Source organism: Salinispora fenicalii (assembly GCF_000514815.1).
GTDB lineage: Bacteria > Actinomycetota > Actinomycetes > Mycobacteriales > Micromonosporaceae > Micromonospora > Micromonospora fenicalii.
The window spans coordinates 127,673-153,267 of record NZ_AZWQ01000010.1; the positions used below are offsets into that span (position 1 = coordinate 127,673).

Below are 25,595 nucleotides of genomic sequence, written 5' to 3' on the forward strand. Positions count from 1 at the left end.
GGGACGCGATGCGGCGTCCCTTCCGGCAGACTGCGCTGAGGAGGTCACGATTCGATTCTCGAGGAGTCACGAATGCGGCTGACCAAGTACACGCACTCCTGCATCCGGGTGGAGGACGAAGGTGGGGTGCTGGTCGTTGACCCCGGCGTCTACAGCGAGCGCGTCGCGCTGGACGGGGTGGACGCGGTGCTGATCACCCATGAGCACCCGGACCACGTGGACGTGGCAGCCCTGACCGAGCAGCACGACCGGGGGCCGTTCGTCCTGTACGGTCCACCGTCGCTAGCGGCCGTGCTGGAAGGGCTGCCCGCCGCGTTCGTCCCGGTCGAGTCGGGCGCAAGGTTCACCGCCGCCGGCGTTCCGGTCCGCGTCTACGGTGGCCGACATGCCGTGATCCACGCCGACCTTCCGGTGGTGGAGAACCTGGCGTACCTGATCGACGACGTTGTCTACCATCCCGGTGATTCCTTCGTCGTGCCGCAGGACGTGCCGGTCGACACGCTGTTCCTGCCGATCCACGCGCCCTGGGCGAAGTTCGCCGAGTCGCTGGACTTCCTCCGCGCCGTCGCGCCCCGCCGGGCGTACGCGCTGCACGACGGGTTGCTCAACGACCGTGGCCTGGACGTGCTAAACAACAACTTCACCCGCCTCTCCGACGTGGACTACCGACGGCTCGTACCGGGCACTCTGGTGGATGCCTGAGCCGGATGTCCGGTCCGTCCCGGGAGCTGCTGCGGCGGCTCTACCGCACGCCGCCCGACCGGTTCGTGGCCGCCCGGGACGAGGCGGTGGCCGAGGCGCGGCGGGCTGGTGACGCCCCTGCCGCGCGGGAGATCGCCCGGCTTCGCCGCCCCACGGTCGCGGCGTGGCTGGTTAACCTGCTCGCGGTGGAGCGGCCGGAGCTCGTCGCCGACCTGGGCCAGCTCGCGGAGTCACTCCGGTCGGCCCAGCGCGAGCTGCGTGGTGCGCGACTGCGGGAGCTCTCCACCCAACGGCGGGCGGTGGTCGCCGCGCTGCTCGCGGAGGTCCGCAACCTGGCGACCGGGGTGCCCGGTGCCCCGCCGCTCGGCAAGCTCCCGCTCGGTGCGGTGGAGTCGACCCTCAACGCCGCGCTCTCCGACGCCGGGGTCGCCGAGCAGGTGCGCTCCGGCCAGCTGCTCCGGGCCGCCAGCTACGCCGGCTTCGGCGAGGTGCCGCGACCGCAGCTGCGCCTGGTCACCGCCGACGAGCCGGCGCCGCCGTCCCCGGCACCGGGTGGCGACCGGTCAGCACCCCGCGCCCGGCAGGCGGAGCGGGCCGCCCGCGCTGAGCGGGAACGGCGCCGCCGGGCGTTGGATACGGAGTTGACGAAGGCACGTACTGATCAGGAACGGGCGGAGGCGGAGCTGGCCGGTGCCGCGGAAGCCGAGCAGGGCGGGCTGGACGACCTCGCCGCGATCGAGACCGAACTCGCCGAGTTGGAGCGGCAACGAGCCGTTGCCGAAGAGGAACTGAGCCGGGCGAAGTTGACGCGGCGGGCGGCCGAACGGGCGGTCACCGTCGCGCGGCGCCGGACCGGTGAAGTTGAGGCCGCGGTCGAGGCGTTCGCCGAGGAGGAGGTCGACCCCGACGGGGTCGGCGGACACCCGAATGTGTGATTGACGACGCACGGTGGGGGCGGCTCGTTGGCCCATCGGAGGCGATAGCAGACTGGGGCCGTGCGACATGCTCCGACAGACTGCCGGCCGTCAGGCCGACGCGGTGCCGGTGGGGCGGGAGCGCAGTCCCGTGACGTAGTCGTCCGGTGCGCCCGCCTTCTCGGCGGCGTTGGCGATCTCCGAGAGATACCACGAGGTCGGCAGGCCCCCCTCGTAACCGTCGAAGACGTAGATCCATGCCGTCACATCGCCAGCCAGGGCCGACACTCGCAGGTGGAGTTTCCGGTAGGTGCCGGAGGTTACGCCCTCGATCTCGTCGAGCTGCGCCGCGTCGTACGAGTGGATGTCGTAGAGCGCCACGAAGACGCGATCCCCGGGAGACTCCACCACGGTGCTGACCGCACCCTCCCAGCCGATCACGCCTTCACCGGCGAACGTGAGCCGCCAGCCTTCGAGCCAGCCGGTGCCCACCAGCGGCGAATGCGGACAGTAGGCGCGCATCCGGGCAGGGTCGAGGTTTGAGCCGTAGGCGGCGTAATGACGCACAACGATGACGATAGCCCGGCCGACGGGTGGGGGAGAATACGACGGTGCGTGTCGGATGCGTTCGGGAGAAGAAAGTCACTGTGAGCATGGACGGGGAGTGAGCGTTGTGAGCCGGATCGTGATCATCGGCGGGGGGCCGGCCGGTTACGAGGCGGCGCTGGTCGCCGCCCAGCTGGACGCCGATGTCACCGTGGTGGAGGCAGACGGCGCCGGCGGTGCCTGCGTACTGTCCGACTGTGTGCCGTCGAAGACGTTCATCGCCAGCTCACAGCTGGTGACCGGGTATCGGGAGACGGAGGAGTTCGGGGTTCACTCGGACGGGCTGGCGGCGGTCACCGTCGACGCCCCGGCGGTGCACGCACGGGTCAAGCGGCTTGCGCTCGCGCAGTCCGCCGACATTCACGCCAAGTTGGTCAAGGCCGGGGTGACGTTCGTGGCCGGCAGCGCCCGGCTCGGCGAGGACACGCTCGGTCACAACCACCGGGTGATCGTCACACCGGCGGACGGTGGCGCGGAGTACCGGATCGATGCCAGCACCGTCCTGATCTCCACCGGCGCGACCCCGCGCCAACTCCCCACCGCGGTCCCGGATGGCGAGCGGATCCTCACCTGGCGGCAGGTGTACGACCTCCCCGAGTTGCCCCGGCACCTGGTCGTGGTCGGCTCGGGCGTCACCGGTGCCGAGTTCGCCAGTGCCTATCTGGCGATGGGGATCGAGGTCACCCTCGTCTCCAGTCGGGACCGGGTGATGCCGCACGAGGACGCCGACGCGGCGATGGCGATCGAGCGGGTGTTCCGCAGCCGGGGGATGAGCATCCTGAACAACTCCCGGGCCGACGCCGTCCGCCGGACTGCCGACGGCGTCGAGGTCGAGCTCTCCGACGGGCGCCGGGTGTACGGTTCACACGCGCTGATCGCGGTGGGCTCCATTCCCAACACCGCCGACCTGGGGCTGGCCGAGTACGGCGTCGGGCTGGCCCGGGGTGGGTACGTCGCGGTCGACCGGGTGTCCCGGACCAACGTGCCCGGGATCTACGCGGCCGGGGACTGCACCGGGATGCTGCCGTTGGCCAGTGTGGCCGCGATGCAGGGCCGGATCGCGATGTGGCACGCGCTCGGCGAGGCGGTTCGTCCGCTGCGGCTGCGTACGGTCGCGGCGAACGTCTTCACCGACCCGGAGTTGGCCACGGTCGGTGTCTCCCAGGACGAGGTGGACGCGGGGAAGGTCCCGGCCCGGCAGGTCATGCTGCCGCTCGCCGGCAATGCCCGGGCGAAGATGGACGAGGTCCCCGATGGCTTCGTCAAACTCTTCTGCCGGCCCGCCAGCGGGCAGGTGATCGGTGGCGTGGTGGTCGCCCCGAAGGCCAGCGAGCTGATCCTGCCGATCACGATGGCGGTGGAGAATCATCTGACGGTCAACGAGCTGGCTCAGACCATCACCATCTACCCCTCGCTCTCCGGCTCCGTCACCGAGGCCGCCCGGCAGTTGATGCTGCACGAGCCGGAGTGACCAGGTCCGCATCCAGGGCGTGGTTTGCCCCCTCTTGCTATCTGGTGCTTACGCGGTTCTTTGTCACGGCTTCCAGATCGAGGACCCGCCCAAGTACTACACCCTGCGTTCTCCGTGCGGGCAGCACCAGCGACAGTCCACCGCACGCCGTCCAGCAGGCACTACAGCAACCACGCGCTCAAGTGGGCGGCACGGCCCAAAGGACGACGACCAGGACGGAGGGCCGTCTGAAGCAATCTGCGACGCGACATGCGAAACGCTCTCTTGCGCCACCAACGCGGACGTGACCTGGGCGTGCATCGCGGAGTTTCGGGTGCTGCCGTCACATCGCCCCTATCGCTATGCGGAGCGGCCCGTCCGGGGAGGTACGCCACCGCGGCGGCTATGCGATGATCAGCTGGTGCTGAAATCGGCAGTTCGGCTGTGGGTCGCCGCGCTCACGCCTGCCCTCGCCCTCACCGCCTGTGCCAGCGGTCCCAGCGTGGTGGTGGCCGATCCGACACTCTCCACCTACCAACTGGTCCACGATCTGTGCGCCAAACTCGACCCCACGCACCTGACAGAACTCGGAAGCGGCGAACCGGCAGTACGGAACTGGCCGGACAGGCCAGATTCTCCCTCGAAGAAGTGCTCACTCAGCGCGGTCACCCGGGGGGCCCGTGCCTCCATGTACACAGTCCAGGTCACCACGGGCTTACTCGAATCGGCCGATCAGGGGCCGGATGAGCCGTGGGCCTGGCCGGGGCCTGATGCAAGGGGTGTCTGGCGAGACGTTCCAGAGTTGGAGGGATCGGCGCGAGTATGGCTCACGCCAATCGACGATCTAACTGATCCACCGCCACCCTTCACCGGACCGACACAGGCCAGGACCACCGATCTACGCGCCTACCACGACAACGTGTTCATTTGGTTGCGGATCATGTTTATTGCGGAACACGTGCCGGACGACTCGACCACCGAGGCCGTCGCGGTGGCATATGCGCATCAGACTCTGGCCCTCATGCGCTCCTAACTAGGCCCTACCGCGGTGGGGCGCTCATCATTCAGCTGCCACCTCGGAGGGTTTGTCGAGAGGTGACGAATGAAAGATCGACAATCTACTATTCCGTGATAGGGGAGTGGGCCGCGCCAGTTAATCGGAGAAAGGGAAGGGTCTGCGTCGGGTGGATTACTCCGACGCAGGCCATACTCTTTAGGATTGCCTGCCAAGCTATTTTGAGGTTGATCGCGGCTGCACCGCAAATCCATATTGCAATGGTCCTCACTATGGGGCGCCCGTAGTCCTGGCGGAAAATCAACGGATACGGCCGACCTGCGGAGACGCAGGGGTTGATGATCATCACAGTGATGCTCTCCACTACGTTCACGGCGGATTTGTCCGGTGAACGTAGTGGAGGGCGCCGCCGATCCTGTCGCGTGCCGATGCCGGCATCGCCTGGGCGGTTAATGTGTTGCGTCGGTCGAAAGGGGCGGCAAGGATCGTCGACATGCCGCAGGTGGAGATCGAGATTCGGCCCTACACCAACGACGACTGGGATGCGATCGCGCGCATTCACGACGCCGCGCGACGTGACGAGTTACGCGGATCCGCCGGGGTCGAGGCTTTCCTGACCCTTGCGCAGACCGCCGAGCAAGAAGGGCTTTTCGACGGGCATCTATGGGTGGCGGAGGTCGGTGGCAGCGTAGCCGGCTTCGTCGCACTCGACGACGACGAAGTAACCTGGCTGTACGTCGACCCGCAACGCTACCGGCAGGGCATCGGCAGGGCGCTGCTGGGCCACGCGGTCGCCGCCGCCGGGCCCCGGGTCGAGGTCACCGTGCTCGACGGTAACCCGGCTGCCGAGGCGCTCTACGCCAGCGAGGGGTTCACCGTCACGCAGACCCGGACCGGCCCGCTGGTCGGCAACGAGGCGTTCACCGCCACCGGTCACATCATGCACCTCGACAAGTCCGACGGGAGTCGCCCCTTGGTCCTGGGCACTTGAGCCTTGGATCGTGATGGTCCGGGGGGATCAGGGTTCCTGACAGGTGGTGAACAAGCACTACCCCGCTGAGTTCAAGGCCGACGCGGTCGCGTTGTATCGGTCTCGGCCCGGGGGCGACGATCGCGCAGATCGTTGACGTGAGTTCTGATGTTCTTGAGAAGCGATTACGCGACAGGTCGTTTACACGACCCTGCCAGTCGACTAGGCATTCCACTGAGGGGTATCGTTGTGGTACATCGTGTACCCAGCACGGAGGTGCCCTGTGGTTGACCAGCAGATCATTCCCGGGGAGCGGGTTGAACGGCTTCGTCGGGCAGCGGGGCTGTCCCGCGAACGCCTCGCTGGTCTCGCGGGTCTCAGCGCGACCACCGTGAAATTCATCGAAAACGGCCGGCGATCGCTGACCTTGCGGGCGGCGCAGCAACTTGCTCCGCACCTTGGCGTCCGTGACCTCGGCGATCTGTTTGGTCCTCAGGTTTCCATATCCCTGGATGGCCGGCCCAGCCATCCCGCCGTTGACGACGTCCGTCGGGCGCTTACCGCTTGGCAGGTCACTATTACTGGTGAGCCCGAGTCCACTGACTACCTGCGTGGCGCGATTGACGCTGCCTGGCAGACGTGGCACACCAGCCGCCACCAGCGTACCGAGGCCGGTCAGTTGCTACCGGGGCTACTGGAGGCGACTCAACGCGCCACCCGGTTGCACCGGGGAGCGGATCGACGTGTCTCCCTGGCGCTGCTCGCCCAGGCCTACCACCTCGCCCAGGCGTACCTGGCCTGGCATGGTGACCGCGAGCTGTGCTGGCTCGCGGTTGACCGTGGTATGACCGCGGCCCTGGATGCCGACGACCTGCTGGCAGTTGGGCAGTCCATTTGGTATGCGGCACACCTGCTCCGCGCCACCGGTCGTGGAGACGATGCTGTGGAGCGGTTGGGTGAGGCACGTGCGCTGATCGAACCGCATGTGGCGGACGGCGGTGTCGAGTGGGCGGAAATGCTTGCCGATCTGCATCTTTGCACCGCACTAACGAAGGCACGAATGGGCGATCAGGGGGCCTGGTCTGACTGGGACACCGCCCGTCAGGTCGTGGAACGGGCACTACCCAGTGGGTTCGTCGGGCTGCGCACTCGGGTGTCTCGTCCGCTGGTTGACGTCTACGCGGTGATGTGCGCCGTGGACCTGGGCGACCCGGACGAAGCCCGGCGTCGTGCCCACACCCTCGACCCGGCATCGATTCCGTCGACCGAACGCCGCGGGCGGCACTATGTGGAGTTGGCCAGATCAGCTGACCTGGAAGGAGCGCGTGAGGCGACGCTGCATCTGTTGACCAGGGCTGAGGCCACCAGCCCAGAGACTGTGCGGTACTCGCCGGCGGCACAGGACATGCTGGGGCGGCTGGCACGAGAAGCGCCGGCCTCGGTGCGGGCGGAAGCAATGGATTTTGCCCAACGCATAGGTGTGGTCAACTAGGTACCTCCTGTCACCGGGTACGTGATGTACCCCTCCGGGCGACTCGGCGCGGCTTACCGTCCTGCCCGGTGGCGGCAGGAGAGTCGTACTGCATAGGGCCGTGACGTTCACGCCTGCCTGCCACGTCCACCGACGAGGGAGGCGACCGTGACCAAGATCCGCAACGCCTGGCGACGGCTCATTGGCCAGCCGGCACCGGCAGCGCCTGGCATGCGCCGCCGAGAGCGTTGCTACCCGGGTTTGGATGCTCTCGGTCCCGCTACCCGTTTTGCGGCGCGGGCGGGCGCCTACTCCCCGATCTGTGACCAGTCGACCGTGATTTTCGATTCGCGCCCGTTGATGACTCCGTTGGCCCGTCAACGGGCCTGCTCCCGGTGATGGCCACGGTCGGCCGGCGGCCAGTGGCGAACGGCCTGTCGGCGGTGCAGTTGCGTAACCGGATGATCCTGTCCGCTCGGCGGATCATCGTCGAGCACTGGCCACGCGTTGATCAGTGTCCGGTCTGCGGTTGTGGGTGGCCGTGTAGGCCGACCAGTACCGCCTACGACTACCTGACCTCGGTCGGTCAGGGCTGTTGGGTGCCTTCTGCTCGTTCGGCTCGACGGTGAGGACGGCGGTGGGTCATCGCGACCGGAGGTGGGTGGGTCAAATTCGGGTGCGGGTTCGACGCCGCTGGTCGTAGCCTCACCCCATGCATGCTGCGGTAAGGAACACGACGCCGGGGAACCCCGGCGTGCCGCACTGACTTTCTCCGTCAACGAGGCCCCGGGGCGAACGCCCCGGGGCCTCGTTCGCGTTCCGGGTACCGATCGCTCCGACGGCCGTACCCGAATCAGGAGCGCGACATGATCGACCACCGTAGGCTCGGCCGGGACCTGGGCCTGTTCACCTCCGACCCGCTCGCCGGTGCGGGGCTGCCGCTCTGGCTGCCGGCCGGGGCGGCGGCCCGGCACGCCGTCGAGGAGTATCTCCGCGACCTTGAACGCCAGGCCGGCTACCAGCACGTCGTCACCCCGCCACTCGGTCGGCGGGAACTCTTCGAACGCTCCGGGCATCTCGACCACTTCGCCGAGGAGATGTTCCCACCGATGCGGCTGTCGGCCGACGACGAACTCGTGCTCCGCCCGTCGCTCTGCCCACACCACGCGTTGGTCTACCGGTGCCGGGGACGATCCTGGCGGGACCTGCCACTGCGGATCGCCGAGATGGGCGGCATGTACCGGGCCGAGCGCTCCGGGGTGCTGGGCGGGCTGGCCCGGGTGCGGGCGATCTCGCTCAACGACGCCCACAACTTCTGCGCCCTGGAGCAGGTCGGGGCGGAGGTAGCGGAGATCCTTCGGCTGATCCGCGCGGCACACGCCGCCCTCGGCGTACGACCGGCGGGTTTTCGCCTGTCGCTGCGGGGTCCGGGTCAGCGCTACGTCGGTGAAGAGGACGACTGGGCGCGGGCCGAGGAGTTGCTCCGCGCCGCGCTCGACGGGGTGGAGTACACCGAGGACCTCGGTGCAGCGGCCTTCTACGGACCGAAAATCGACATTCAGGTGGAGGACGCCGCCGGTCGGGAGTGGACGCTCTCCACCGTCCAGCTCGACTTCGACAAGCCGGAGCGGTTCGATCTGTCGTACGTCGACTCCGGTGGTGCCCGGCGCCGGCCGGTGCTGGTGCACCGCAGTCTCGTCGGGAGCATGGAGCGGCTGTTCAGCTACCTGATCGAGGTGCACGAGGGGGCTTTCCCCGTCTGGTACGCGCCAGTTCAGCTGGTGGTCCTGCCGGTCGCCGCCGCGCAGGACGGCGCGGCTGACGAGGTCGTCGCCGCAGCGCGGGCGGCCGGACTGCGGGCCGAGGTGGACCGAAGCGGGTCGCTGGGCGGGCGTATCCGCGACGCGGCGCAGGCCCGGATTCCGTACGTCGCGGTGGTCGGCCCGCGGGAGGCCGCGGCCGGACACGTGTCGCTGCGGCTGCGGGATGGCCAGCACCTGGCTCCGCTGCCGGCCGCCGATGCCCTCGCCCTGGTTGCCCGGGTCGTCGCGACCCGCTCGCCGGAACTCCTTCCGCCGGGCTGAGCGGCCGGCCGATGATCGCCGGTAACCCGGGGTGACCCGGTTGCCGGCGGGATTCGGCCTTGGCGACCCGACGGAATCCTGGAGTTGCTGGGCCGTCCGCGGCCCCGACCCGGCGCCCCGACCCGGCGGCTACGGAGCCGGGACCGGCTCGGACTCGGTCGGCCGGCCCTGCGTGAACTGGGATCGGTGCAGGCCGGCGTACGGGCCGTCGGCCGCGAGCAGTTCGTCGTGGCTGCCCTGTTCGACGATGCGCCCGTCCACCATCATCAGGATCAGGTCGGCGTCGCGGATGGTGGAGAGGCGATGTGCGATCACGAAGCTGGTGCGGTCGGATCGCAGTGCCGCCATCGCCCGTTGGAGCAGCACCTCGGTCCGGGTGTCCACGGAGCTGGTGGCCTCGTCGAGGATCAGCAGCGACGGCTCGGCGAGGAAGGCGCGGGCGATGGTGATGAGCTGCCGCTCGCCAGCGCTGATGTTGCTCCCCTCCTCGTCGATCACGGTGTCGTAGCCATCGGGCAGGCTGCGCACGAATCGGTCCACGAAGGTCGCCCGGGCCGCCGCCAGGATCTCCTCCTCGGTGGCGTCGGGTCGGCCGTAGGCGATGTTCTCTCGGATGGTGCCGGTGAACAGCCAGGTGTCCTGGAGCACCATGCCGACCCGGCCGCGCAGGTCGTCCCGGCGCAGCCCGGTGATGTCCACTCCGTCGAGGGTGATCCGACCGGCGTTCAGCTCGTAGAAGCGCAGCACCAGGTTGACCAGCGTGGTCTTGCCGGCCCCGGTCGGGCCGACGATCGCCACCGTCTGGCCGGGTTCGGCGGTCAGCGACAGGTCCTCGATCAACGGCTTGTCCGGGGCGTACCGGAAGGAGACGTGCTCGAACGCGACCCGTCCGCGGGGTGCGGTAAGTCGGGCCGGGACGGCCGGTTCCGGAGTCTGCTCCTCGGCGTCGAGCACCGCGAAGACCCGCTCGGCGGAGGCGACCCCGGACTGGAGCAGGTTCATCATCGCGGCGAGTTGGGTGAGCGGCTGGGTGAACTGGCGGGAGTACTGGATGAAGGCCTGCACGTCGCCGAGGGTCATCGTGCCCGATGCGACCCGGAGCCCGCCGACCACGGCGATCGCCACGTAGCTCAGGTTCCCGATGAACATCATCGCCGGCATGATGATTCCGGAGATGAACTGCGCCCCGAAGCTGGCCTGGAACAGCTCCTCGTTCTTGGCCGCGAAGGAGGTTTGCACGGCCCGCTGCCGGCCGAAAGCCTTGACCAACTCGTGGCCGGTGAAGGCCTCCTCGATCTGGCCGTTGAGCTCAGCGGTGTGCGTCCACTGGGCGACGAACCTCGGCTGGGACCGCTTCGCGATCTGCTGGGTGACGAGGACCGACAGGGGCACCGCCACCAGTGCGATCAGGGCCAAGACCGGCGAGATCCAGAACATCATGGCGAGCACCCCGACCACGGTGAGCAGCCCGGTGAGCAGTTGGCTCAAGGTCTGCTGCAGGCTGATCGAGATGTTGTCGATGTCGTTGGTGACCCGGCTGAGCAGCTCGCCCCGGGGCTGTCGGTCGAAGTAGGGCAGGGGCAGCCGGTTCAGCTTGGCCGCCACGTCTTCCCGTAGCCGGTGCACGGTCCGCTGCACCATCCCGGTGAGCAGCCAACCCTGCGCCCAGATGAGCAGGGACGCCGCGACATAGAGGGCGAGCGCCAGCAGCAGCACCCGGGCCAACGCGGCGGAGTCGATTCCGGTGCCGGGAACCACGCCCATCCGGGTGATGATGTCGGCGAAGCTGTCGTTGCCCGCCGCGCGGGCCGCCGCGGCGGCGGCCTCCGTCGTCGTACCGGGTTCGAGCTGTCTGCCCAATACTCCGGCGAAGATCAGGTCGGTGGCGTGGCCGAGCACTCTCGGGCCGATGACGTTCAGGCCGACACCGAGCACCGCCAGGGCGACTACCCCGATCAGTGGGAGGCGGTGCGGGCGTAGCCGGCCGAGGAGGCGCCGAGCCGACGGCCCGAAGGACATCGACCGTTCGGCGGGCATACCGGGCCCCGGCCAGGACGGCCCGCTGCCGCGTTGGCCGCCGGACGGTAGCCGCTGGGGCGTAGGCTCCTCGCCGGGTTGGTTCTTCTTCGGTACGGCTGGAGCGCTCATGCCGTCACCCCCGTGCTCTGCTGTGATGCGACGATCTCCGCGTACGTGGGGCAGGTCGTCAGTAGCTCGGCGTGCTGGCCGACCCCCACGACGCCCCCGTTCTCCAGCACCACGATCCGGTCGGCGTCTGCCACGGTGGCGACCCGCTGCGCCACGACCACCACCGCCGCGTCGGCGGTGACTGGGCGCAGCGCCGCCCGCAGCCGCGCGTCGGTGCCGAGGTCAAGGGCGGAGAAGGAGTCGTCGAAGAGGTAAATCTCTGGTCGGCGGACCAGCGCCCGGGCGATGGCCAGCCGCTGCCGCTGCCCGCCGGAGAGGTTGGTGCCACCCTGCGCTACGGGTGCGTCCAGCCCGTCCGGCATCGCCGCGACGAAGTCGCGTGCCTGCGCCACCTCCAGCGCCGCCCACAGCTCGGCCTCGGTCGCGTCCGGGTTGCCGTGTCGCAGATTGCTGGCGATCGTGCCGGTGAACAGGTAGGGGCGCTGTGGCACCAGCCCGATTCGCTGCCACAGCGCCTCCGGTGCGAGCTCCCGGACATTGACCCCGTCCACCAGCACCGCACCGGAGGTAACGTCGATCAACCGTGAGATCAGGGCGAGCAGGGTGCTCTTGCCGGCGCCGGTGCTGCCGATGATCGCGGTGGTCGTGCCCGGGGTCACCCGGAACGACACGTCCCGCAGCACCGGTTCGGCCGCGCCCGGGTACTGGAACCGCACCGTGCGCAGCTCCACCTCGGCTCGGCCGGGCGGTGCGGTGACCGGCTCCGGTGGGGGCGTGACCGAGGTCTCGGTCGCCAGCACCTCGCCGATGCGCTCGGCGCAAACCGCCGCCCTCGGCACCATCATCAGCATGAACGTGGCCATCATGACCGCCATCAGGATCTGCATCAGGTACTGGAGGAAGGCGGTGAGGGAGCCGACCTCGATGGCGCCGGCGTCCACCCGTCCGGCCCCGAACCAGAGCACCGCGACGCTGGAGACGTTGAGGACCAGCATCACGATCGGGAAGACCAGTGCCGCCAGTCGGCCGGTGTGTAGGGCGGTCGCGGTCAGGTCGGTGTTGGCGGCGGCGAAGCGGCGGGTCTCGTACGGTTCCCGGACGAACGCCCGGACCACGCGGATGCCACTGATCTGCTCGCGGAGAACCCGGTTGACCGCGTCAATGCGGGTCTGCATGAGTCGGAATCCGGGCACCATCCGCCGGATCACCTGGCCCAGGCCGAGGGCCAGGACCGGGACGCTGACCAGCAGCAGCCAGGAGAGTCCGAGGTCCTCACGGAGCGCCATCACCACCCCGCCGACGCTCATGATCGGCGCGGCGACCAGCATCGTGCAGCTCATCAGCACCAGCATCTGCACCTGCTGCACGTCGTTGGTGTTGCGGGTGATCAGTGATGGTGCGCCGAAGTGGGCGACCTCCCGCGCGGAGAAGCTGTTGACGTGGGCGAAGAGCGCCGCGCGGACATCCCGGCCGTACGCCATCGCGGTGCGGGCGCCCAGGTAGACGGCGGCGATCGAGCAGACGATCTGCACCAGGCTGACGACGAGCATCCAGGCCCCGGTGCGCACGATGAAGCCGGTGTCGCCGCGGGCCACCCCAAGGTCGATGATGTCGGCGTTGAGGCTCGGCAGGTAGAGCGAGGCGATGGTGCCGACGAACTGGAGGACGACCACGGCCGCCAGCGGGCGGTGGTAAGGGCGTAGGTAGGTGCGGAGCAGTTGGATCAGCAAGTGGGTTCTCCGGGAGATTCGCCCTGGCTAGCCGGGCGATCAGCGCCCGAGCGGTGCGTTCTGGCGGTGGAGCACGTACACCCGGGCAGGCTAGCTCTCGGATGTTCAGGATCCAAGCGAAATCACGACCGCTGCGGCGACGAACGTTGCCTGCATCGCGGTACGGGCGGGCAGCGGGGTGACTGGGCGGCCGGCCAGGGTGAGCTTCCGCCGTGCTCCCGACACGTTCGCCGGGAACATGGCGAGCATCAGGACGGCCAGCCCGGCGGCGGCCCACCGAGCGGTGGCGGGAGCGAGTAGCGCCGCCGCGCCGAGCAACTCCAGCACTCCGGTGAGGGTAACCAGGAACTGGGGGTGGGGCAGCCGTGGTGGCACCAGCGCGACGAGGCCGGCCCGGCGTCGCGTACTGAAGTGCGCTAGTCCGGTGACCGTGAGCATCAGGGCGAGTCCCACCCGCAGGGCGGGGTGCCAGCCGTCGAGCGCACCCACGCCGGCCAGACCGGCCAGCCGGGCCAATCCGGTGCCGGCCACCAGTGTGATCAGTGGAACCATCGGAACCTCCACGCGAGATCTTGTCGGTGGCAAGATTACTCTCCGTCTAGGTATCTTGTCAACGGCAAGATATGCTTCGGGGATGACCGATGCACGTGGCTACCATCACGGTGATCTTCGGCGGGCTCTGCTCACGGCCGCCGCGGTGGCGATCGAGGAGTCCGGGCCCACCGCCCTGAGCCTGCGCGACCTCGCTCGCCGAGCCGGCGTGTCGCATGCGGCACCCGCCCATCACTTCGGCGACAAGCCGGGGTTGCTCACCGCGCTCGCGGTCGAGGGCTTCGACCTGCTCGCCGAGGCCCTGAAAGCCGGCGACAGCCTGCTCGAGATGGGGGTGGCCTACGTGGATTTCGCCGTCCGGCGTCGGGCGCACTTCGAGGTGATGTACCGCCCTGACCTTTACCGCGCCGATGCGCCGGAGGTGGTGGCGGCCCGAGGACGATCGCGTGCTGTCCTGAACTCGGCGGTGGTCGACCTGCCAGCGGGTCCCGGCGGGGCGGACTCCGCCGCCCGGGACGCGCTCGCCGCCTGGTCCATCGTGCATGGCTTCGCCACGCTCTGGAATGCGGGCGCGTTGCCGGACGAGGCGGGAACGGATCCGCGGGAGGCTGCCCGTACCGTCATTCGTCGACTCTTCGAGCCGCCCTGCTGATCCGGCGTTGGCCCACGGGCGCGGGCTGATCTTCCGGCGCGCTCGCGCCATAGGTCCGCATAACTGCGGCGACCTCGTGCAGGAAGGCGGCGGTCGCGGCTGCCTGTTCCGGGGTGAGCCGGGCGACCGCCTGCTCGATGCCGGTCAGCATCGGCTGCAGCGCCGCCGACACCTCGTCGTACCCCTGATCGGTGACCTGCAGCGCCACCCGGCGGCGATCCTGCGGATGCGGCGTGCGCGCCAGGTGGCCGGCTCGGACCAGCCGATCCACCAGCGCGGTGGCCGAGGCGGACCGGATGCCGAGGCGGTTGCCCAACTCCACCGGGCCGAGCGGGTCCGGGCTGGCGGCGAGGTGGTCGATGGCGGCGGCGTCGGTGACCCCGATCCCGAGCCGGCGGGCCAGCGCCACCCGGGTGTCGCTGGCCGCCCGGATCACCTCACGCAGCGCCCGGGCGGTTCGGCTGGTTGATGGTGCTTCGCTGTACGGCCCGTGACGCGAGCCGGCGGTGGTTGACGCGGCGCTGTCCACAGGACGAAGCTAGCAGCTCAGGTAGCTAGATAAACTAGCGATCGGAGCGGGCATGCCGGAGCAGGGACGCGGCCGCTGGTGGGGACTGCTCGCCATCAGCCTCGGAGTCGCCACGATCATCGTCGACGTGACGATCGTCAACGTCGCCGTCCCGGCGATCATCGCTGACCTCGGCGTCAGCTCCGCCGGGGCGCAGTGGGTCCAGGAGGCGTACACCCTCGTCTTCGCCGCCCTGCTCCTGGTCGTCGGCCGCTTTGCTGACCGGGCCGGCCGGCGGCGCATGTTCGTCGTCGGTGTGCTGGTCTTCGTCGTCGCCAGCCTGCTCGCCGCCACCGCCGGCTCCGGTGCGGAGCTGATCGGGGCGCGGGTGCTTCAAGGGCTCGGCGGCGCGATGATGCTGCCCACCTCACTGTCCCTGCTGAACGCGAACTTCGTCGGGCGAGAGCGGGCGATCGCCTTCGCGGTCTGGGGCTCCACCATCGGCGGGGCCGCCGCCCTCGGTCCGCTGCTCGGCGGCTGGCTCACCACCGAGCTCTCCTGGCGGTGGGCATTCGGCATCAACCTCCCGATCGGGGTGCTGGTGGTCACCGCCACGCTCGCGCTGGTCCCCGAGTCCCGCGACGACCGGGTCGAGCGCGGCATCGACCTGATCGGGGCGTTGCTGTCGGTGCTCGGCATGACCGGCGTCGTCTTCGCCCTCATCGAGGGGCGCACATATGGCTGGTGGGGGTTGGCGAAGCCGATCACCCTCTTTGGCCTGGACTGGCCCGCCGCGATCTCCCCGGTGCCTGTCGTCGGGCTGGCTGGCCTGGCCGCCCTTGTCCTTCTGGTTACCCATCAGGTGCGCCGCAACCGGATCGGCCGGACGGCGCTGATCGACCTGTCGCTGTTTCGGATCGGCTCCTTCCGGACCGGCGTCACCGCCGCCGCGATCGTCAGCCTGGGCGAGTTCGGCCTCCTCTTCGCGCTCCCGCTCTGGTACCAGAACGTCCTCGGCTACAGCGCCTTCCACACCGGCTTGGCGCTGCTGCCCCTCGCCGTCGGGAGCTTCCTCTCCAGCGCACTCGGAGCGCTTCTCGTCAAACGATGGGGTACCACCCGGGTGGTGCAGTCCGGCGTAGCCGCGGAGATCGCTGGCATCGCCGGACTCGGCCTCGTGGTCGCCCCCGACACCCGCTGGTGGGCACCGCTTGGCCTGCTCTTCGTCTACGGTGTCGGCGTCGGTCTGGCCACCGCCCAGCTCACCGGAGTGTCGCTGCGAGAGGTGCCGGTCCGGCGCAGCGGCCAAGGGTCCGGGGTGCAGAGCACCGCGCGGCAGGTCGGATCCGCCCTCGGCATCGCCGTGCTCGGCACGGTCCTCTTCGCCGGACTCAGCGGGCTGCTCGGCGCGCGGCTCGCCGATCGGTCCGAGCTCGATTCCACCCAGCGCGAACAGGTAGTAACCGAGGTCCGGGAGAGCGGCGGAGCGGCGATCGCCGGGCTCGCCGCCGACCCCCGCACCGCGCCGATCGCCGAGGAGGCGAAGGCCGCCTTCGCCGACGCCACCCGGTACGCCGCCTTCACCGCCGCCGGCTTCCTGATTATCGGACTGATCGCCTGCGCCCGACTGCCCCGGGACCGCCCCGGGGTTGCGGACCCGGCGCCGGTGCCGCAGCCGGCGGCCAGCCCGGCCAGCTAGACCACGGAGCCGTCGGCATCGGGTGGTCGAGTCACCAACTCGTCGGCAGCGGCATCCCCTCGGTGTAGCCGGCCGCGCTCTGCACCCCAACCAGCGCCCGCTCGTGGAACTCCGTGAGGTTGTGTGCCCCGGCATAGGTGAAAGCGCTGCGTACCCCGGAAATGATCTCGTCGACGAGGTCCTCCACGCCCGGCCGCTCCGGGTCCAGGTACATCCGCGCCGACGAGATGCCCTCCTCGAAGATCGCCTTCCGGGCGCGGTCGTACGCGGAGTCGTCCGCCGTCCGTGCGCTGACCGCCCGGGCCGAGGCCATGCCGAAGCTCTCCTTGTAGCGGCGGCCGTCGGCGTCGGCGTAGAGGTCGCCCGGGGACTCGTAGGTACCGGCGAACCAAGAACCGATCATGACGTTCGCGGCCCCCGCGGCGAGCGCCAGCGCCACATCGCGGGGGTACCGGACCCCGCCGTCCGCCCACACGTGCCGGCCCAACGCCCGCGCCGCCGCGGCACAGTCCAGGACCGCCGAGAACTGGGGTCGGCCCACCCCGGTCATCATTCTGGTGGTGCACATCGCCCCCGGCCCCACGCCGACCTTCACGATGTCCGCACCCGCCGCAACGAGATCGCGTACGCCGTCGGCGGTGACCACGTTGCCGGCCGCGACCGGAACGGCCGGATCGAGCGCGCGTACCGCCCGGAGGGCGGAGAGCATCCGTTCCTGGTGGCCGTGCGCGGTATCCACGACCAGGGTGTCCACCCCGGCCTCCAGCAGGGCTCGGGCCTTGCCGGTGACGTCGCCGTTGATGCCCACCGCCGCGGCGATGCGCAGCCGGCCCCGGTCGTCGAGCGCCGGACGGTAGAGCGCGGCGCGCAGCGCACCCGATCGGGTGAGTACGCCGACCAGCCGTCCCTGCTCGTCCACCACCGGTGCCAGCCGACGCCGGCCGGCCGAGAGCCGGTCGAAGCCACTCCGCGGGTCGGCGTCCGCCGAGACCGTGTGCAACTCCACCGACATCACGTGCCGTAGCTGCGCGAACCGGTCCACGCCCACCGTGTCCGCCTCGGTCACCACCCCGACCGGCCGGCCGGCCTCGTCCACCACGACCACCGCGCCATGTGACCGCTTCGGCAGCAGGTGGATGGCGTCACCGACCGTATCGGTCGGACCCAGGGTGATCGGGGTGTCGTACACCAGGTGCCGCTGCTTGACCCAGGCGATGACGTCCGCGACCACCTCGATCGGGATGTCCTGCGGGATGACCGCGATGCCGCCCCGCCGGGCCACGGTCTCGGCCATCCGGCGGCCCGCCACCGCGGTCATGTTCGACACCACCAACGGGATGGTGGTGCCGGTGCCGTCACCGGTCGACAGGTCCACGTCGAGCCGGGACGCCACCTCGGAGCGGGCCGGGGCCATGAAGACGTCGTTGTAGGTCAGGTCGTGCGCGGGGACCGCGCCGTGAAGGAACCGCACCTGGTCATCATGACTGGCTGTCCCGGCTCGCGCCTCCCGGGTCGGACAACATCCCGCCGGCTGGCCCGCCTCGGCGCCCGTAGCGCCGAGGCGAGTGCGGCCGGGTCGTCGGTGTCCGTCTTCCGAACCGTGGCAGCTGGCGCCTCAGGCGATGGTGCAGATCGCGCCACCAGCGGTGATGACCGCGCCGATCTCGGCGGCGAGGCTGCTGACCGTGCCCGCCTGATGCGCGTGCAGCGGCTGCTCCATCTTCATCGCCTCCAAGACCACGATCAGGTCACCCTCGGCCACGATGTCTCCCTCCGCGACCGCGATCTTCACGATTGTGCCCTGCATGGGGGAGGCGAGAGTGTCGCCGCCGACCGCGGCCCCGGCCTTCGCCCCGCCGCGCCGACGGGCCGGCTTCTTCGCCGTGGGCGCGGCGGCGGCCGTACCGGCGCCGAAGCCGGCCGGGAGGTTGACTTCCAGCCGCTTGCCGCCCACCTCCACCACCACGGTGTCGCGCTCCGCCGGGCCCTCGGCGGGGTCCGCGGTGGCGGTGAAGGCCGGCACGGTGTTGTCGAATTCGGTCTCGATCCACCGGGTGTGCACCGTGAACGGCTCGGCGGTGAAGGCCTTGTCCCGGACCACCAGCCGGTGGAACGGCAGCGCGGTGGCCATGCCCTCGACCACCATCTCGTCCAGCACGCGACGGGCCCGCTCCAGGGCCTCGGTACGCGTCTCACCGGTCACGATCACCTTGGCCAGGAGCGAGTCGAAGTTGCCGCCGATCACATCGCCGGCGGTGACCCCCGTGTCGACCCGTACTCCCGGACCGGTCGGCAGGCGCAGCGCGGTGATCGTGCCCGGGGCGGGCAGGAAGCTTCGGCCCGGGTCCTCACCGTTGATCCGGAACTCGATGGAGTGCCCGCGGGGCGTCGGGTCCTCGGTGAACCGCAGCTTCTCCCCGTCCGCGATGCGGAACTGCTCCCGGACCAGGTCGACCCCGGCCGTCTCCTCGGTCACCGGATGCTCCACCTGAAGTCGGGTGTTGACCTCCAGGAAGGAGATGGTGCCGTCGGCGCCGACCAGATATTCGACAGTGCCGGCACCGTGGTAGCCGGCTTCCCGACAGATGGCCTTGGCCGAGTCGTGGATCTGCTGTCGCTGCGCGTCGGTGAGGAACGGCGCCGGCGCCTCCTCGACCAGCTTCTGGTGCCGGCGCTGGAGGGAGCAGTCCCGGGTGCCCACCACGATGACGTTGCCGTGCTGGTCGGCGAGGACCTGAGCCTCGACATGCCGGGGCTGGTCCAGGTACCGCTCGACGAAGCACTCACCCCGGCCGAAGGCGGCGACCGCTTCCCGGGTGGCCGACTCGAACAGGTGGGGGATCTCCTCCATCGTCCGGGCGACCTTGAGGCCGCGACCGCCGCCGCCGAAGGCCGCCTTGATGGCGACCGGCAGGCCGTGGTCGGCGGCGAAGGTCAACACCTCGTCGGCGCTGCCGACCGGGTCCGGGGTGCCGGGTACCAGCGGTGCGCCCGCGCGTTGCGCGATGTGTCGGGCGGTCACCTTGTCGCCCAGGTCGCGGATCGCCTGTGGGCTCGGCCCGATCCAGGTCAGCCCGGCGTCGATCACCGCCTGGGCGAAGTCGGCGTTCTCGGAGAGAAAGCCGTAGCCCGGGTGCACCGCGTCAGCACCCGATCGCGCCGCGACATCGATCAGCTTGTCCATGCGTAGGTAGCTGTCGGCGGCGGTGTCGCCGTCGAGCGCGTACGCCTCGTCGGCCAGGGTGGCGTGCAGGGCGTCGCGGTCCGAGTCCGCGTAGACGGCGACGCTGGCCAGGCCGGCGTCGCGGCACGCGCGGATGACGCGGACAGCGATCTCGCCGCGGTTGGCGATGAGTACCTTGCGCACCTTGGGGGCTCCTCCCGGGGAGTTCGTTGACCGGGAGTGTAACGGCCGCGCCGATGCCCCCTAACGAGCGCTAAGTGTGGGATGCCGCACTGCCTGTTCGCCGACTGCCCCGCAGCGCGTCGCGGCGGGTGGGCAGCCATCGGCCCAACGCCCCTGCTGGTCGTGGTGCCCCGGCTCGGGCACCACGACCAGCAGGGAGACGAAACGGACGGTCAGCGCACCCGGGCTAGGGTCAGCCCGTCGGCGATTGGCAGCATCACCGGGTCGACCCGAGGGTCGGCCAGCACCTCGTCGTTGAACGCGGCGATGGCCCGGTCGCTGGCGTCCTGCGGGGCGAGCACTCGGCCGTCGCGGAGGACGTTGTCAACGGCGATCACCCCACCGGGCCGCATCCGGGGCACCAACTCCGCCCAGTAGGCCGAATAGCCGACCTTGTCCGCGTCGATGAAAGCGAAGTCGAGGTGGCGGTCGGCCGGTAGTTCCCGCAGCGTCTCCGCGGCGGGGCCGATCCGTAGCTGCACCCGGTCGGCTACGCCGGCCCGGGTCCAGAAGCGCCGAGCGATCCCGGTGAACTCCTCCGAAACGTCAAAGCAGGTCAGCTGCCCGTCCTCGGTCAGCCCGCGGGCGATCGCCAGCGCGGAGAGGCCGGTGAAGGTGCCGACCTCGACCGCCCGCTGCGTCCCCAGCAGCCGGGTGAGAAAGGTCAGGAATGCGGCCTGCTCCGGCGCCACCTGCATCTGCGCGTCCTCAGGCAGGTGCGTCCGGGTCTCCTCGATCAGGTCGAGCATGACCTCATCCGGCGGGCCACCGTGGGCGACCAGGTACGCGTGCAGCTCCGACGTCAACGGGATGGATTTGGTGGTCAACGTTGCTCCTTCGTACTCACGCCGGCGAGACTCGCCGGTCAGGCTCCAGGGTTCGGCTTCGGGGCAGCCGGGGCGCCTGACTACGGGGCGCTCGGCGTACCCCTGCTCCACAGGTCGGTGATCTGCAGTTCCAGCTCGGCCAGGAGGCGGCGTAGCAGCGGCAGGGAGAGGCCCACCACCGTGCCGGGGTCGCCCTCGATTCGCTCCACGAACGGTCCACCCAACCCATCGATCGTGAACGCACCCGCCACTGCCAGGGGTTCTCCCGTCCTGACGTACGTGGCGATCTCGTCGTCACTCACCGCGGCGAAGTGCACGGTCGTGGAGGCGACGGCCTCCGCCCGCCGGCCGGCCGCCACGTCAACGAGGCAGTGCCCGCTGTGCAGGACTCCACTGCGCCCTCGCATCCGCTCCCACCGGCGGACGGCGTCGGCCGAATCGGCGGGCTTGCCGAAGATCTGGCCGTCGAATTCCAGCACCGAGTCGCACCCGATCACCAGGGTGCGTTGGTCCTTGACAGGGTGCAGCCGGGTCAGGACCGCCTGCGCCTTCAACCGGGCGAGCTCAAGGCAGAGTTCATCCGCGTGATCGTTGACCACGACGGACTCGTCAACGCCGCTGACCAACACCTCCGGCTCGATCCCCGCTGCCTGGAGGGTCTTGCGGCGGGCAGGGCTCGCGGAGGCGAGTACGAGGCGGAGCGGTAGAGATCCAGACACGACGCCGACGTTACCCGCTCATCGCCCGGCACTTGGGAGGCTGCTGCCACGGCCAGTGGGATCACCGCGACGAGACCCGGGCCGGCGGTCAGCGACGTCAATTGGCGCCGGGCGGGATGGTGGGCCCGGTTGGGAAGCCCTTGCCGCCCCCCGGGCGTGAGCCGGCTCCGCCGGTCGGTGCGGTGCCCGCACCACCACCGCCCAGTATTCCACCGAGGAGACGGCGTGGGGGGCCGTCGGCGCTCTGGGACTTGGACGGCGTCGGCGTCGGCCTTGGCTTGGGGGAGACTCCCGGCGCCGTTGGTGACGGGGGTGACTGGGGCTCGGGAACCGACGACGTCGGATCTACCCCGGCGGACTCGTGCGACTGCTCTTGTTGGAGCTTCGCCTGGTGCTTCTCCGACAATTCCAGAACAGGATCGCGGGGGCTGTCGATGGCCTTGGCGGTGACATCTCGCGCGGCGGGGCTTGCGGCGGTGGCGTCGTGGGTCTGCCGTACCTGGTCGATCAGGGCGTCCAATCGCTGGAGGTAGGCGCGCGCCGTCCCGTTGGTCTCCGGGGACCACATCTCGGCGAGGCCGCGACGATAGGTCTGGAGCCGCTCAAGGTGTTCCTGGGCCTCGTCGGAGGTGGCCTGCTGCACTTCCCAATGTGTACGTAGGAAGTGGGTGAGTTCGAGGAGGATGCCAGTTGGGTTCGGGACGGTGGCGGTCGTCGCTGCTTCAGCAGGCGGAAGCTGTGCGGTGTCGTCGTCCGCAGTGGTTGCCTGGAGCTGGTCGGCGAGATCCTGTAGCTGGCGGATGTCGGTCGCAATGCCGTTGAGGCTGGGAAACTGGGCCGCTGGACGACCCTCACCCTCCTCGATCATCATCCCTCCCTTTCTGTCACCGCGCCGTTTCCATGAGTGAGGGTAGCGGGTGTGATGTGGGAGTTGCAGCCTCGGAATGGTGCATTTCGGATGAGTCGACCAGGTGCGTGGCTCATTATGCGGCAATTCGCTCGCGTTGCAGTAGAACGCGATCCACCGCGGGAATCGGTAGCCGGCACCACCGGGCTTCGGGGTGCGGCCGTGGCGTGGGCCGCGTCAGCGGGGCAGGCCGGAGGTGCGCCAGGCGTTCGGGCCGGCGGTGTGGCCGTTGTTGGCGGGACGGGCGCCCCGTGCCCAAGCAGAAACCGGAAGTGGGGCGGGGGCTGCCGCCGGCTTGGACCGAACGACGATCGTGCCCACCAAGGCGGCCAGTTCCTCAGCGGTCGGCGTGCCACGAACGACGCGGAATAGTGGCTCCTCGGCAGACATGGCGTCAGCCTACGCGGGGAGTTTGGATCTTCATTGAGCGGTGGCGTGCCGCCCGAGTGACCGCCGTCGCCGCCGGGTACCGTTTCAGCGATGTCGAACGCACTTCCGGAACTTGTCGCTGGCCGATACCGGCTTTTGTCGCCGCTTGGCCAAGGCGGCATGGGTCGGGTGTGGAAGGCGCAAGACGAGGTGCTGCACCGGACCGTGGCGATCAAAGAACTGGTCCCGCCGCCCAGCCTCACTGACGAGGAGCGCCGCGAGATGCGGGAGCGTTCGCTGCGCGAGGCGCGGGCGATCGCTCGACTCAATCATGTCAACGTCGTTCGCATCTTCGACGTGCTGCGCACTGACGGCGACCCGTGGATCGTGATGGAGTACGTGCCGTCGAAGTCCCTCCAGGACACGCTCGCCGAGCAGGGGCCGGTGTCGCTGGCCCAGGCAGTGCAGATTGGCCTCGGGGTGCTTGGTGCGCTGAGGGCGGCGCACAAGGCGGGTGTGATGCACCGTGACGTCAAGCCCGGCAACGTCCTGCTCGGCGACGACGGGCGGGTGGTGTTGACCGACTTCGGTCTCGCTACCGTTCCGGGTGACCCCAATGTCACCCGCACCGGCATGGTGCTCGGCTCACCCGCGTACATCGCTCCCGAGCGGGCGCGGGATGGCACCGCTGGGCCGGAGGGGGACCTCTGGTCGTTGGGCGCGACCCTGTACGCGGCGGTTGAGGGCAAGTCGCCGTACGCGCGTCCCTCGGCGATTGCCACCCTCGCGGCGCTGGCCACCGAGCCGCCGCCACCACCGAAGAACGCCGGCTCGCTGCGACCGGTACTCAACGGCCTGTTGCGTAAGGATCCGACCGATCGGATCACCGCGGACGTGGCGGAGCGGCTACTGCGCCGAGCCGGCGGCAAGCGTTCGCAGCTCATCCCGCTGCTGTCCGGCGTACGCCGGCCTGGGCCGAACCGTCGCGGGGGGCGGACACCAGCGTTTGTGCCGGCGCCGCGGCCGGCGTCGGAGCTGCCCGAATCCCCGGCGTCGGCCCCACCGGCATCCCCGCCGGCACAACCGGCGGTCGAGCCGCCGGCCGATGCCGCCCCCACCGCGAAAGTGACTGGTACCGGCCCGACCGCGCCGGTCGACCCTCCGGTGGACCGGGTCGCCGCCGACCCGACAGCGAAGCTCGGTGGGCTGTCGGCTGCCCCGGCATCGTCGGTGCCCCCGCCCGGTGGGCCCGCCGCCGGTACGAAGCGTTACGCCACCCGTCGCAACCTGGCGATCGGTGCCGTGGTGGTTCTGCTCCTGCTTGGTCTCGTGGTGGTCTATCCCCAGCTCACCACGGAGGGCGACGAAGTGGATCCGGGTGCCGTCGCGACCGGTGCCGGACCCACCACGGCTCCGGCCAGCTCGGCTCCGAGCGTCACGGCGTCGGTGAGCCCCCCGCCGACCAGCGCCAGCCCGACCCCGAGTGGTACGGCGGGCGCGGCGCTGCCGGCTGGCTGGAAGCTACATGAGGACGCCACGGGATTCGTGGTGCCGGTGCCGCCGGGGTTCAAGTTGAACTATCGCCGGCCATGGGGTCGGGGACCGGAGGACTATCGGGTCCGGTTCTCCGACGGGCAGGGGCGGGCCCTGCTCATTGACCAGACGACAACGCCACTGGACGATGCCGTGGCCGACTGGCGTCGGCAGGAGGCCGCGCGACGTGGTGGCTACCGCGGCTACCAGCACGTCAAGATCGTTTCGGTGGACTACTGGGATGAGGCCGCCGACTGGGAGTGGATCTTCAATGACGACTACGGACGTCGGATCCACGTCCGCAATCGTGGCTTCGTGACCGCCCCCGACAAGGGGTACGCGATCCGCTGGGACTGCCCGGAGAGTGACTGGGCGGCGAACGAGTCGATCTTCGAGATCATCGCCGACGGGTTTGTGCCGGTACGTAGCTGATCTCGTCCCGAGTGGCCGAGGGCGGCCAACTCGGGCCGTGGGCCGGCCGGGGCGAGGGCGGTAGGCTCCCCGCCCATGGTGTCGATCGACGGTCTGACCGGTATCTGGGACACGCTGCGCGGCGCGCAACCGGACCCGCCCCCGCTGCTGGTGCTGCTCACTGGTGTGGGGGCGCTGATCGTGGTCAGCACCGGCCGACCCTGGCGGATCGCCCGCAACGCGGTGACCATCGCCCACGAGGGCGGGCACGCGCTGGCCGCCCTGCTCACCGGCCGTCGCCTACACGGCATCCGGCTGCACTCGGACACCTCCGGGCTCACCCTCTCCGCCGGCCGCCCCACCGGCCCCGGCATGGTGATCACCCTGCTCGCCGGATACCTGGCCCCACCGCTGGTCGGGCTCGCCGGCGCGTGGATCCTCGGTGGAAACCGGATCACCCTGCTGTTGTGGATCACCGTGGTGCTGCTGCTGGCCATGCTGGTCTTGATCCGCAACGTCTTCGGGGTGCTGTCGTTGCTGGTCACCGGGGGGCTCGTACTCGCCGTCTCCTGGTACGCCACACCGCAGGTGCAGGCGGCGTTCGCGTACACCGGGGTGTGGTTCCTGCTGCTCGGCGGGGTCCGCCCGGTGGTCGAGCTGCAACGGTTGCGTGCCCGCGGCCGGATGCCCGGCTCCGACGCCGACCAACTCGCCGGCATCACCCCCTTCCCCGCGTTCTTCTGGGTCACGGTGTTTGCCCTGGTCAACCTGGCTGTGCTGGGCTTCGGCGCGGTTCTGATGGGCGGCCCGATCCTGACCGGTTACGGGCTGACCGGCTGAGCCGGACTGCCCGGGAAGCCGGCCGTCGGCTGCTCCGGTGCCGTGACGTGGTCCAGCCGGGGCGGAAAAGCTGGTCGCTGCC

24 protein-coding genes are annotated in these 25,595 nt (G+C 69.9%); 13 read left to right on the top strand and 11 right to left on the bottom strand.

Annotated elements, in window-relative coordinates; translation table 11 throughout:
• Positions 1 to 72 precede the first annotated feature (72 nt).
• Both B116_RS0103695 and B116_RS0103700 read left to right on the top strand, forming a co-directional pair.
• On the top strand, positions 73 to 702 hold the full coding sequence (locus tag B116_RS0103695; protein WP_018721214.1) for an MBL fold metallo-hydrolase: 630 nt from the start codon (positions 73 to 75) through the stop codon (positions 700 to 702).
• Between the two features lie 5 nt (positions 703 to 707).
• Complete coding sequence (locus B116_RS0103700) at positions 708 to 1,637, top strand: hypothetical protein (protein ID WP_027659239.1); 930 nt, start codon at positions 708 to 710, stop codon at positions 1,635 to 1,637.
• 90 nt (positions 1,638 to 1,727) lie between these two features.
• Here the strand turns inward: B116_RS0103700 and B116_RS0103705 are convergent, their stop codons facing one another.
• Positions 1,728 to 2,183 (bottom strand): gamma-glutamylcyclotransferase, encoded by a 456-nt coding sequence (locus tag B116_RS0103705; RefSeq protein WP_026321517.1) that lies wholly within the window; start codon positions 2,181 to 2,183, stop codon positions 1,728 to 1,730.
• A 106-nt stretch (positions 2,184 to 2,289) separates the two neighbouring features.
• Between B116_RS0103705 and B116_RS0103710 the strand changes: the two genes are divergently transcribed.
• From B116_RS0103710 to thrS, 7 genes are all read left to right on the top strand, one after another.
• A complete protein-coding gene (locus B116_RS0103710; RefSeq protein WP_018721211.1) occupies positions 2,290 to 3,693 on the top strand; it encodes an NAD(P)H-quinone dehydrogenase in 1,404 nt (467 codons plus the stop codon).
• A gap of 400 nt (positions 3,694 to 4,093) precedes the next feature.
• Positions 4,094 to 4,705: a hypothetical protein gene (locus B116_RS24665; protein WP_033667271.1), complete on the top strand. Its 612-nt coding sequence runs from the start codon at positions 4,094 to 4,096 to the stop codon at positions 4,703 to 4,705.
• Positions 4,706 to 5,180: 475 nt separating this feature from the next.
• Positions 5,181 to 5,678 carry a GNAT family N-acetyltransferase gene (locus B116_RS0103720; RefSeq protein WP_027659241.1) on the top strand — a complete coding sequence of 166 codons (498 nt, stop codon included), beginning with the start codon at positions 5,181 to 5,183 and terminating at the stop codon, positions 5,676 to 5,678.
• 262 nt (positions 5,679 to 5,940) lie between these two features.
• The gene (locus B116_RS0103725; protein WP_027659242.1) at positions 5,941 to 7,149 is read left to right on the top strand and encodes a helix-turn-helix domain-containing protein; all 1,209 of its coding nucleotides are present in this window, start codon (positions 5,941 to 5,943) and stop codon (positions 7,147 to 7,149) included.
• Positions 7,150 to 7,296: 147 nt separating this feature from the next.
• Positions 7,297 to 7,527, top strand: a complete 231-nt coding sequence (locus tag B116_RS28085) for a hypothetical protein (protein WP_027659243.1) — start codon at positions 7,297 to 7,299, stop codon at positions 7,525 to 7,527.
• Positions 7,527 to 7,757, top strand: coding sequence for a hypothetical protein (locus tag B116_RS28090; RefSeq protein ID WP_027659244.1), 231 nt, complete (start codon positions 7,527 to 7,529; stop codon positions 7,755 to 7,757). Before B116_RS28085 ends, B116_RS28090 begins: the two co-directional genes overlap by 1 nt.
• A 237-nt stretch (positions 7,758 to 7,994) precedes the next feature.
• On the top strand, positions 7,995 to 9,212 hold the full coding sequence (gene thrS / locus B116_RS0103740; RefSeq protein ID WP_018721208.1) for a threonine--tRNA ligase: 1,218 nt from the start codon (positions 7,995 to 7,997) through the stop codon (positions 9,210 to 9,212).
• 129 nt (positions 9,213 to 9,341) lie between these two features.
• On the opposite strand, the gene B116_RS0103745 is transcribed toward thrS, so the two are convergent.
• The 3 genes from B116_RS0103745 to B116_RS0103755 all read right to left on the bottom strand — a co-directional run bounded on the left by B116_RS0103745 (position 9,342) and on the right by B116_RS0103755 (position 13,642).
• The gene (locus B116_RS0103745; RefSeq protein ID WP_027659245.1) at positions 9,342 to 11,360 is read right to left on the bottom strand and encodes an ABC transporter ATP-binding protein; all 2,019 of its coding nucleotides are present in this window, start codon (positions 11,358 to 11,360) and stop codon (positions 9,342 to 9,344) included.
• The gene (locus B116_RS0103750; RefSeq protein WP_018721206.1) at positions 11,357 to 13,090 is read right to left on the bottom strand and encodes an ABC transporter ATP-binding protein; all 1,734 of its coding nucleotides are present in this window, start codon (positions 13,088 to 13,090) and stop codon (positions 11,357 to 11,359) included. The genes B116_RS0103745 and B116_RS0103750 overlap by 4 nt, the downstream gene beginning before the upstream one ends.
• A 105-nt stretch (positions 13,091 to 13,195) precedes the next feature.
• Positions 13,196 to 13,642, bottom strand: coding sequence for a DoxX family protein (locus B116_RS0103755; RefSeq protein WP_027659246.1), 447 nt, complete (start codon positions 13,640 to 13,642; stop codon positions 13,196 to 13,198).
• Positions 13,643 to 13,724: 82 nt separating this feature from the next.
• Between B116_RS0103755 and B116_RS0103760 the strand changes: the two genes are divergently transcribed.
• Positions 13,725 to 14,294: a TetR/AcrR family transcriptional regulator gene (locus B116_RS0103760; RefSeq protein WP_027659247.1), complete on the top strand. Its 570-nt coding sequence runs from the start codon at positions 13,725 to 13,727 to the stop codon at positions 14,292 to 14,294.
• Here B116_RS0103760 and B116_RS0103765 read toward each other — a convergent pair.
• Positions 14,263 to 14,823 carry a MarR family winged helix-turn-helix transcriptional regulator gene (locus tag B116_RS0103765; protein WP_027659248.1) on the bottom strand — a complete coding sequence of 187 codons (561 nt, stop codon included), beginning with the start codon at positions 14,821 to 14,823 and terminating at the stop codon, positions 14,263 to 14,265. The two genes, B116_RS0103760 and B116_RS0103765, sit on opposite strands and share 32 nt — an antisense overlap.
• A gap of 52 nt (positions 14,824 to 14,875) precedes the next feature.
• Here B116_RS0103765 and B116_RS0103770 point away from each other — a divergent pair, with 52 nt between their 5' ends.
• Complete coding sequence (locus B116_RS0103770) at positions 14,876 to 16,501, top strand: DHA2 family efflux MFS transporter permease subunit (RefSeq protein ID WP_027659249.1); 1,626 nt, start codon at positions 14,876 to 14,878, stop codon at positions 16,499 to 16,501.
• 31 nt (positions 16,502 to 16,532) lie between these two features.
• On the opposite strand, the gene B116_RS0103775 is transcribed toward B116_RS0103770, so the two are convergent.
• The 6 genes from B116_RS0103775 to B116_RS0103800 all read right to left on the bottom strand — a co-directional run bounded on the left by B116_RS0103775 (position 16,533) and on the right by B116_RS0103800 (position 22,750).
• Positions 16,533 to 17,972 carry a GuaB1 family IMP dehydrogenase-related protein gene (locus B116_RS0103775; protein ID WP_018721201.1) on the bottom strand — a complete coding sequence of 480 codons (1,440 nt, stop codon included), beginning with the start codon at positions 17,970 to 17,972 and terminating at the stop codon, positions 16,533 to 16,535.
• Between the two features lie 144 nt (positions 17,973 to 18,116).
• Positions 18,117 to 19,868 carry an acetyl/propionyl/methylcrotonyl-CoA carboxylase subunit alpha gene (locus tag B116_RS0103780; RefSeq protein WP_027659250.1) on the bottom strand — a complete coding sequence of 584 codons (1,752 nt, stop codon included), beginning with the start codon at positions 19,866 to 19,868 and terminating at the stop codon, positions 18,117 to 18,119.
• Between the two features lie 212 nt (positions 19,869 to 20,080).
• The gene (locus B116_RS0103785; RefSeq protein WP_025618035.1) at positions 20,081 to 20,734 is read right to left on the bottom strand and encodes an O-methyltransferase; all 654 of its coding nucleotides are present in this window, start codon (positions 20,732 to 20,734) and stop codon (positions 20,081 to 20,083) included.
• Between the two features lie 80 nt (positions 20,735 to 20,814).
• Positions 20,815 to 21,453 (bottom strand): Maf family protein, encoded by a 639-nt coding sequence (locus B116_RS0103790; protein WP_050591828.1) that lies wholly within the window; start codon positions 21,451 to 21,453, stop codon positions 20,815 to 20,817.
• Positions 21,454 to 21,550: 97 nt separating this feature from the next.
• Positions 21,551 to 22,321 carry a superantigen-like protein SSL4 gene (locus tag B116_RS25885; RefSeq protein ID WP_155255714.1) on the bottom strand — a complete coding sequence of 257 codons (771 nt, stop codon included), beginning with the start codon at positions 22,319 to 22,321 and terminating at the stop codon, positions 21,551 to 21,553.
• Between the two features lie 216 nt (positions 22,322 to 22,537).
• The gene (locus tag B116_RS0103800; protein ID WP_027659252.1) at positions 22,538 to 22,750 is read right to left on the bottom strand and encodes an acyl-CoA carboxylase subunit epsilon; all 213 of its coding nucleotides are present in this window, start codon (positions 22,748 to 22,750) and stop codon (positions 22,538 to 22,540) included.
• A 90-nt stretch (positions 22,751 to 22,840) separates the two neighbouring features.
• Between B116_RS0103800 and B116_RS0103805 the strand changes: the two genes are divergently transcribed.
• Positions 22,841 to 24,694 (top strand): serine/threonine-protein kinase, encoded by a 1,854-nt coding sequence (locus tag B116_RS0103805; protein WP_027659253.1) that lies wholly within the window; start codon positions 22,841 to 22,843, stop codon positions 24,692 to 24,694.
• Positions 24,695 to 24,769: 75 nt separating this feature from the next.
• Positions 24,770 to 25,513 carry a M50 family metallopeptidase gene (locus tag B116_RS0103810; protein ID WP_027659254.1) on the top strand — a complete coding sequence of 248 codons (744 nt, stop codon included), beginning with the start codon at positions 24,770 to 24,772 and terminating at the stop codon, positions 25,511 to 25,513.
• The last annotated feature ends 82 nt before the right edge of the window (positions 25,514 to 25,595 follow it).

What these genes read in the sequence shown, in the direction of transcription:
- B116_RS25885 (WP_155255714.1), bottom strand. Translation starts at nt 22,321, where the DNA reads ATGATCGAGGAGGGTGAGGGTCGTCCAGCGGCCCAGTTTCCCAGCCTC.
- B116_RS0103720 (WP_027659241.1), top strand. Translation starts at nt 5,181, where the DNA reads ATGCCGCAGGTGGAGATCGAGATTCGGCCCTACACCAACGACGACTGG.
- B116_RS0103800 (WP_027659252.1), bottom strand. Translation starts at nt 22,750, where the DNA reads ATGTCTGCCGAGGAGCCACTATTCCGCGTCGTTCGTGGCACGCCGACC.
- B116_RS0103695 (WP_018721214.1), top strand. Translation starts at nt 73, where the DNA reads ATGCGGCTGACCAAGTACACGCACTCCTGCATCCGGGTGGAGGACGAA.
- B116_RS0103755 (WP_027659246.1), bottom strand. Translation starts at nt 13,642, where the DNA reads ATGGTTCCACTGATCACACTGGTGGCCGGCACCGGATTGGCCCGGCTG.
- B116_RS0103770 (WP_027659249.1), top strand. Translation starts at nt 14,876, where the DNA reads ATGCCGGAGCAGGGACGCGGCCGCTGGTGGGGACTGCTCGCCATCAGC.
- thrS (WP_018721208.1), top strand. Translation starts at nt 7,995, where the DNA reads ATGATCGACCACCGTAGGCTCGGCCGGGACCTGGGCCTGTTCACCTCC.
- B116_RS0103745 (WP_027659245.1), bottom strand. Translation starts at nt 11,360, where the DNA reads ATGAGCGCTCCAGCCGTACCGAAGAAGAACCAACCCGGCGAGGAGCCT.
- B116_RS28090 (WP_027659244.1), top strand. Translation starts at nt 7,527, where the DNA reads ATGGCCACGGTCGGCCGGCGGCCAGTGGCGAACGGCCTGTCGGCGGTG.
- B116_RS0103810 (WP_027659254.1), top strand. Translation starts at nt 24,770, where the DNA reads ATGGTGTCGATCGACGGTCTGACCGGTATCTGGGACACGCTGCGCGGC.
- B116_RS0103805 (WP_027659253.1), top strand. Translation starts at nt 22,841, where the DNA reads ATGTCGAACGCACTTCCGGAACTTGTCGCTGGCCGATACCGGCTTTTG.
- B116_RS0103760 (WP_027659247.1), top strand. Translation starts at nt 13,725, where the DNA reads ATGACCGATGCACGTGGCTACCATCACGGTGATCTTCGGCGGGCTCTG.
- B116_RS0103700 (WP_027659239.1), top strand. Translation starts at nt 708, where the DNA reads ATGTCCGGTCCGTCCCGGGAGCTGCTGCGGCGGCTCTACCGCACGCCG.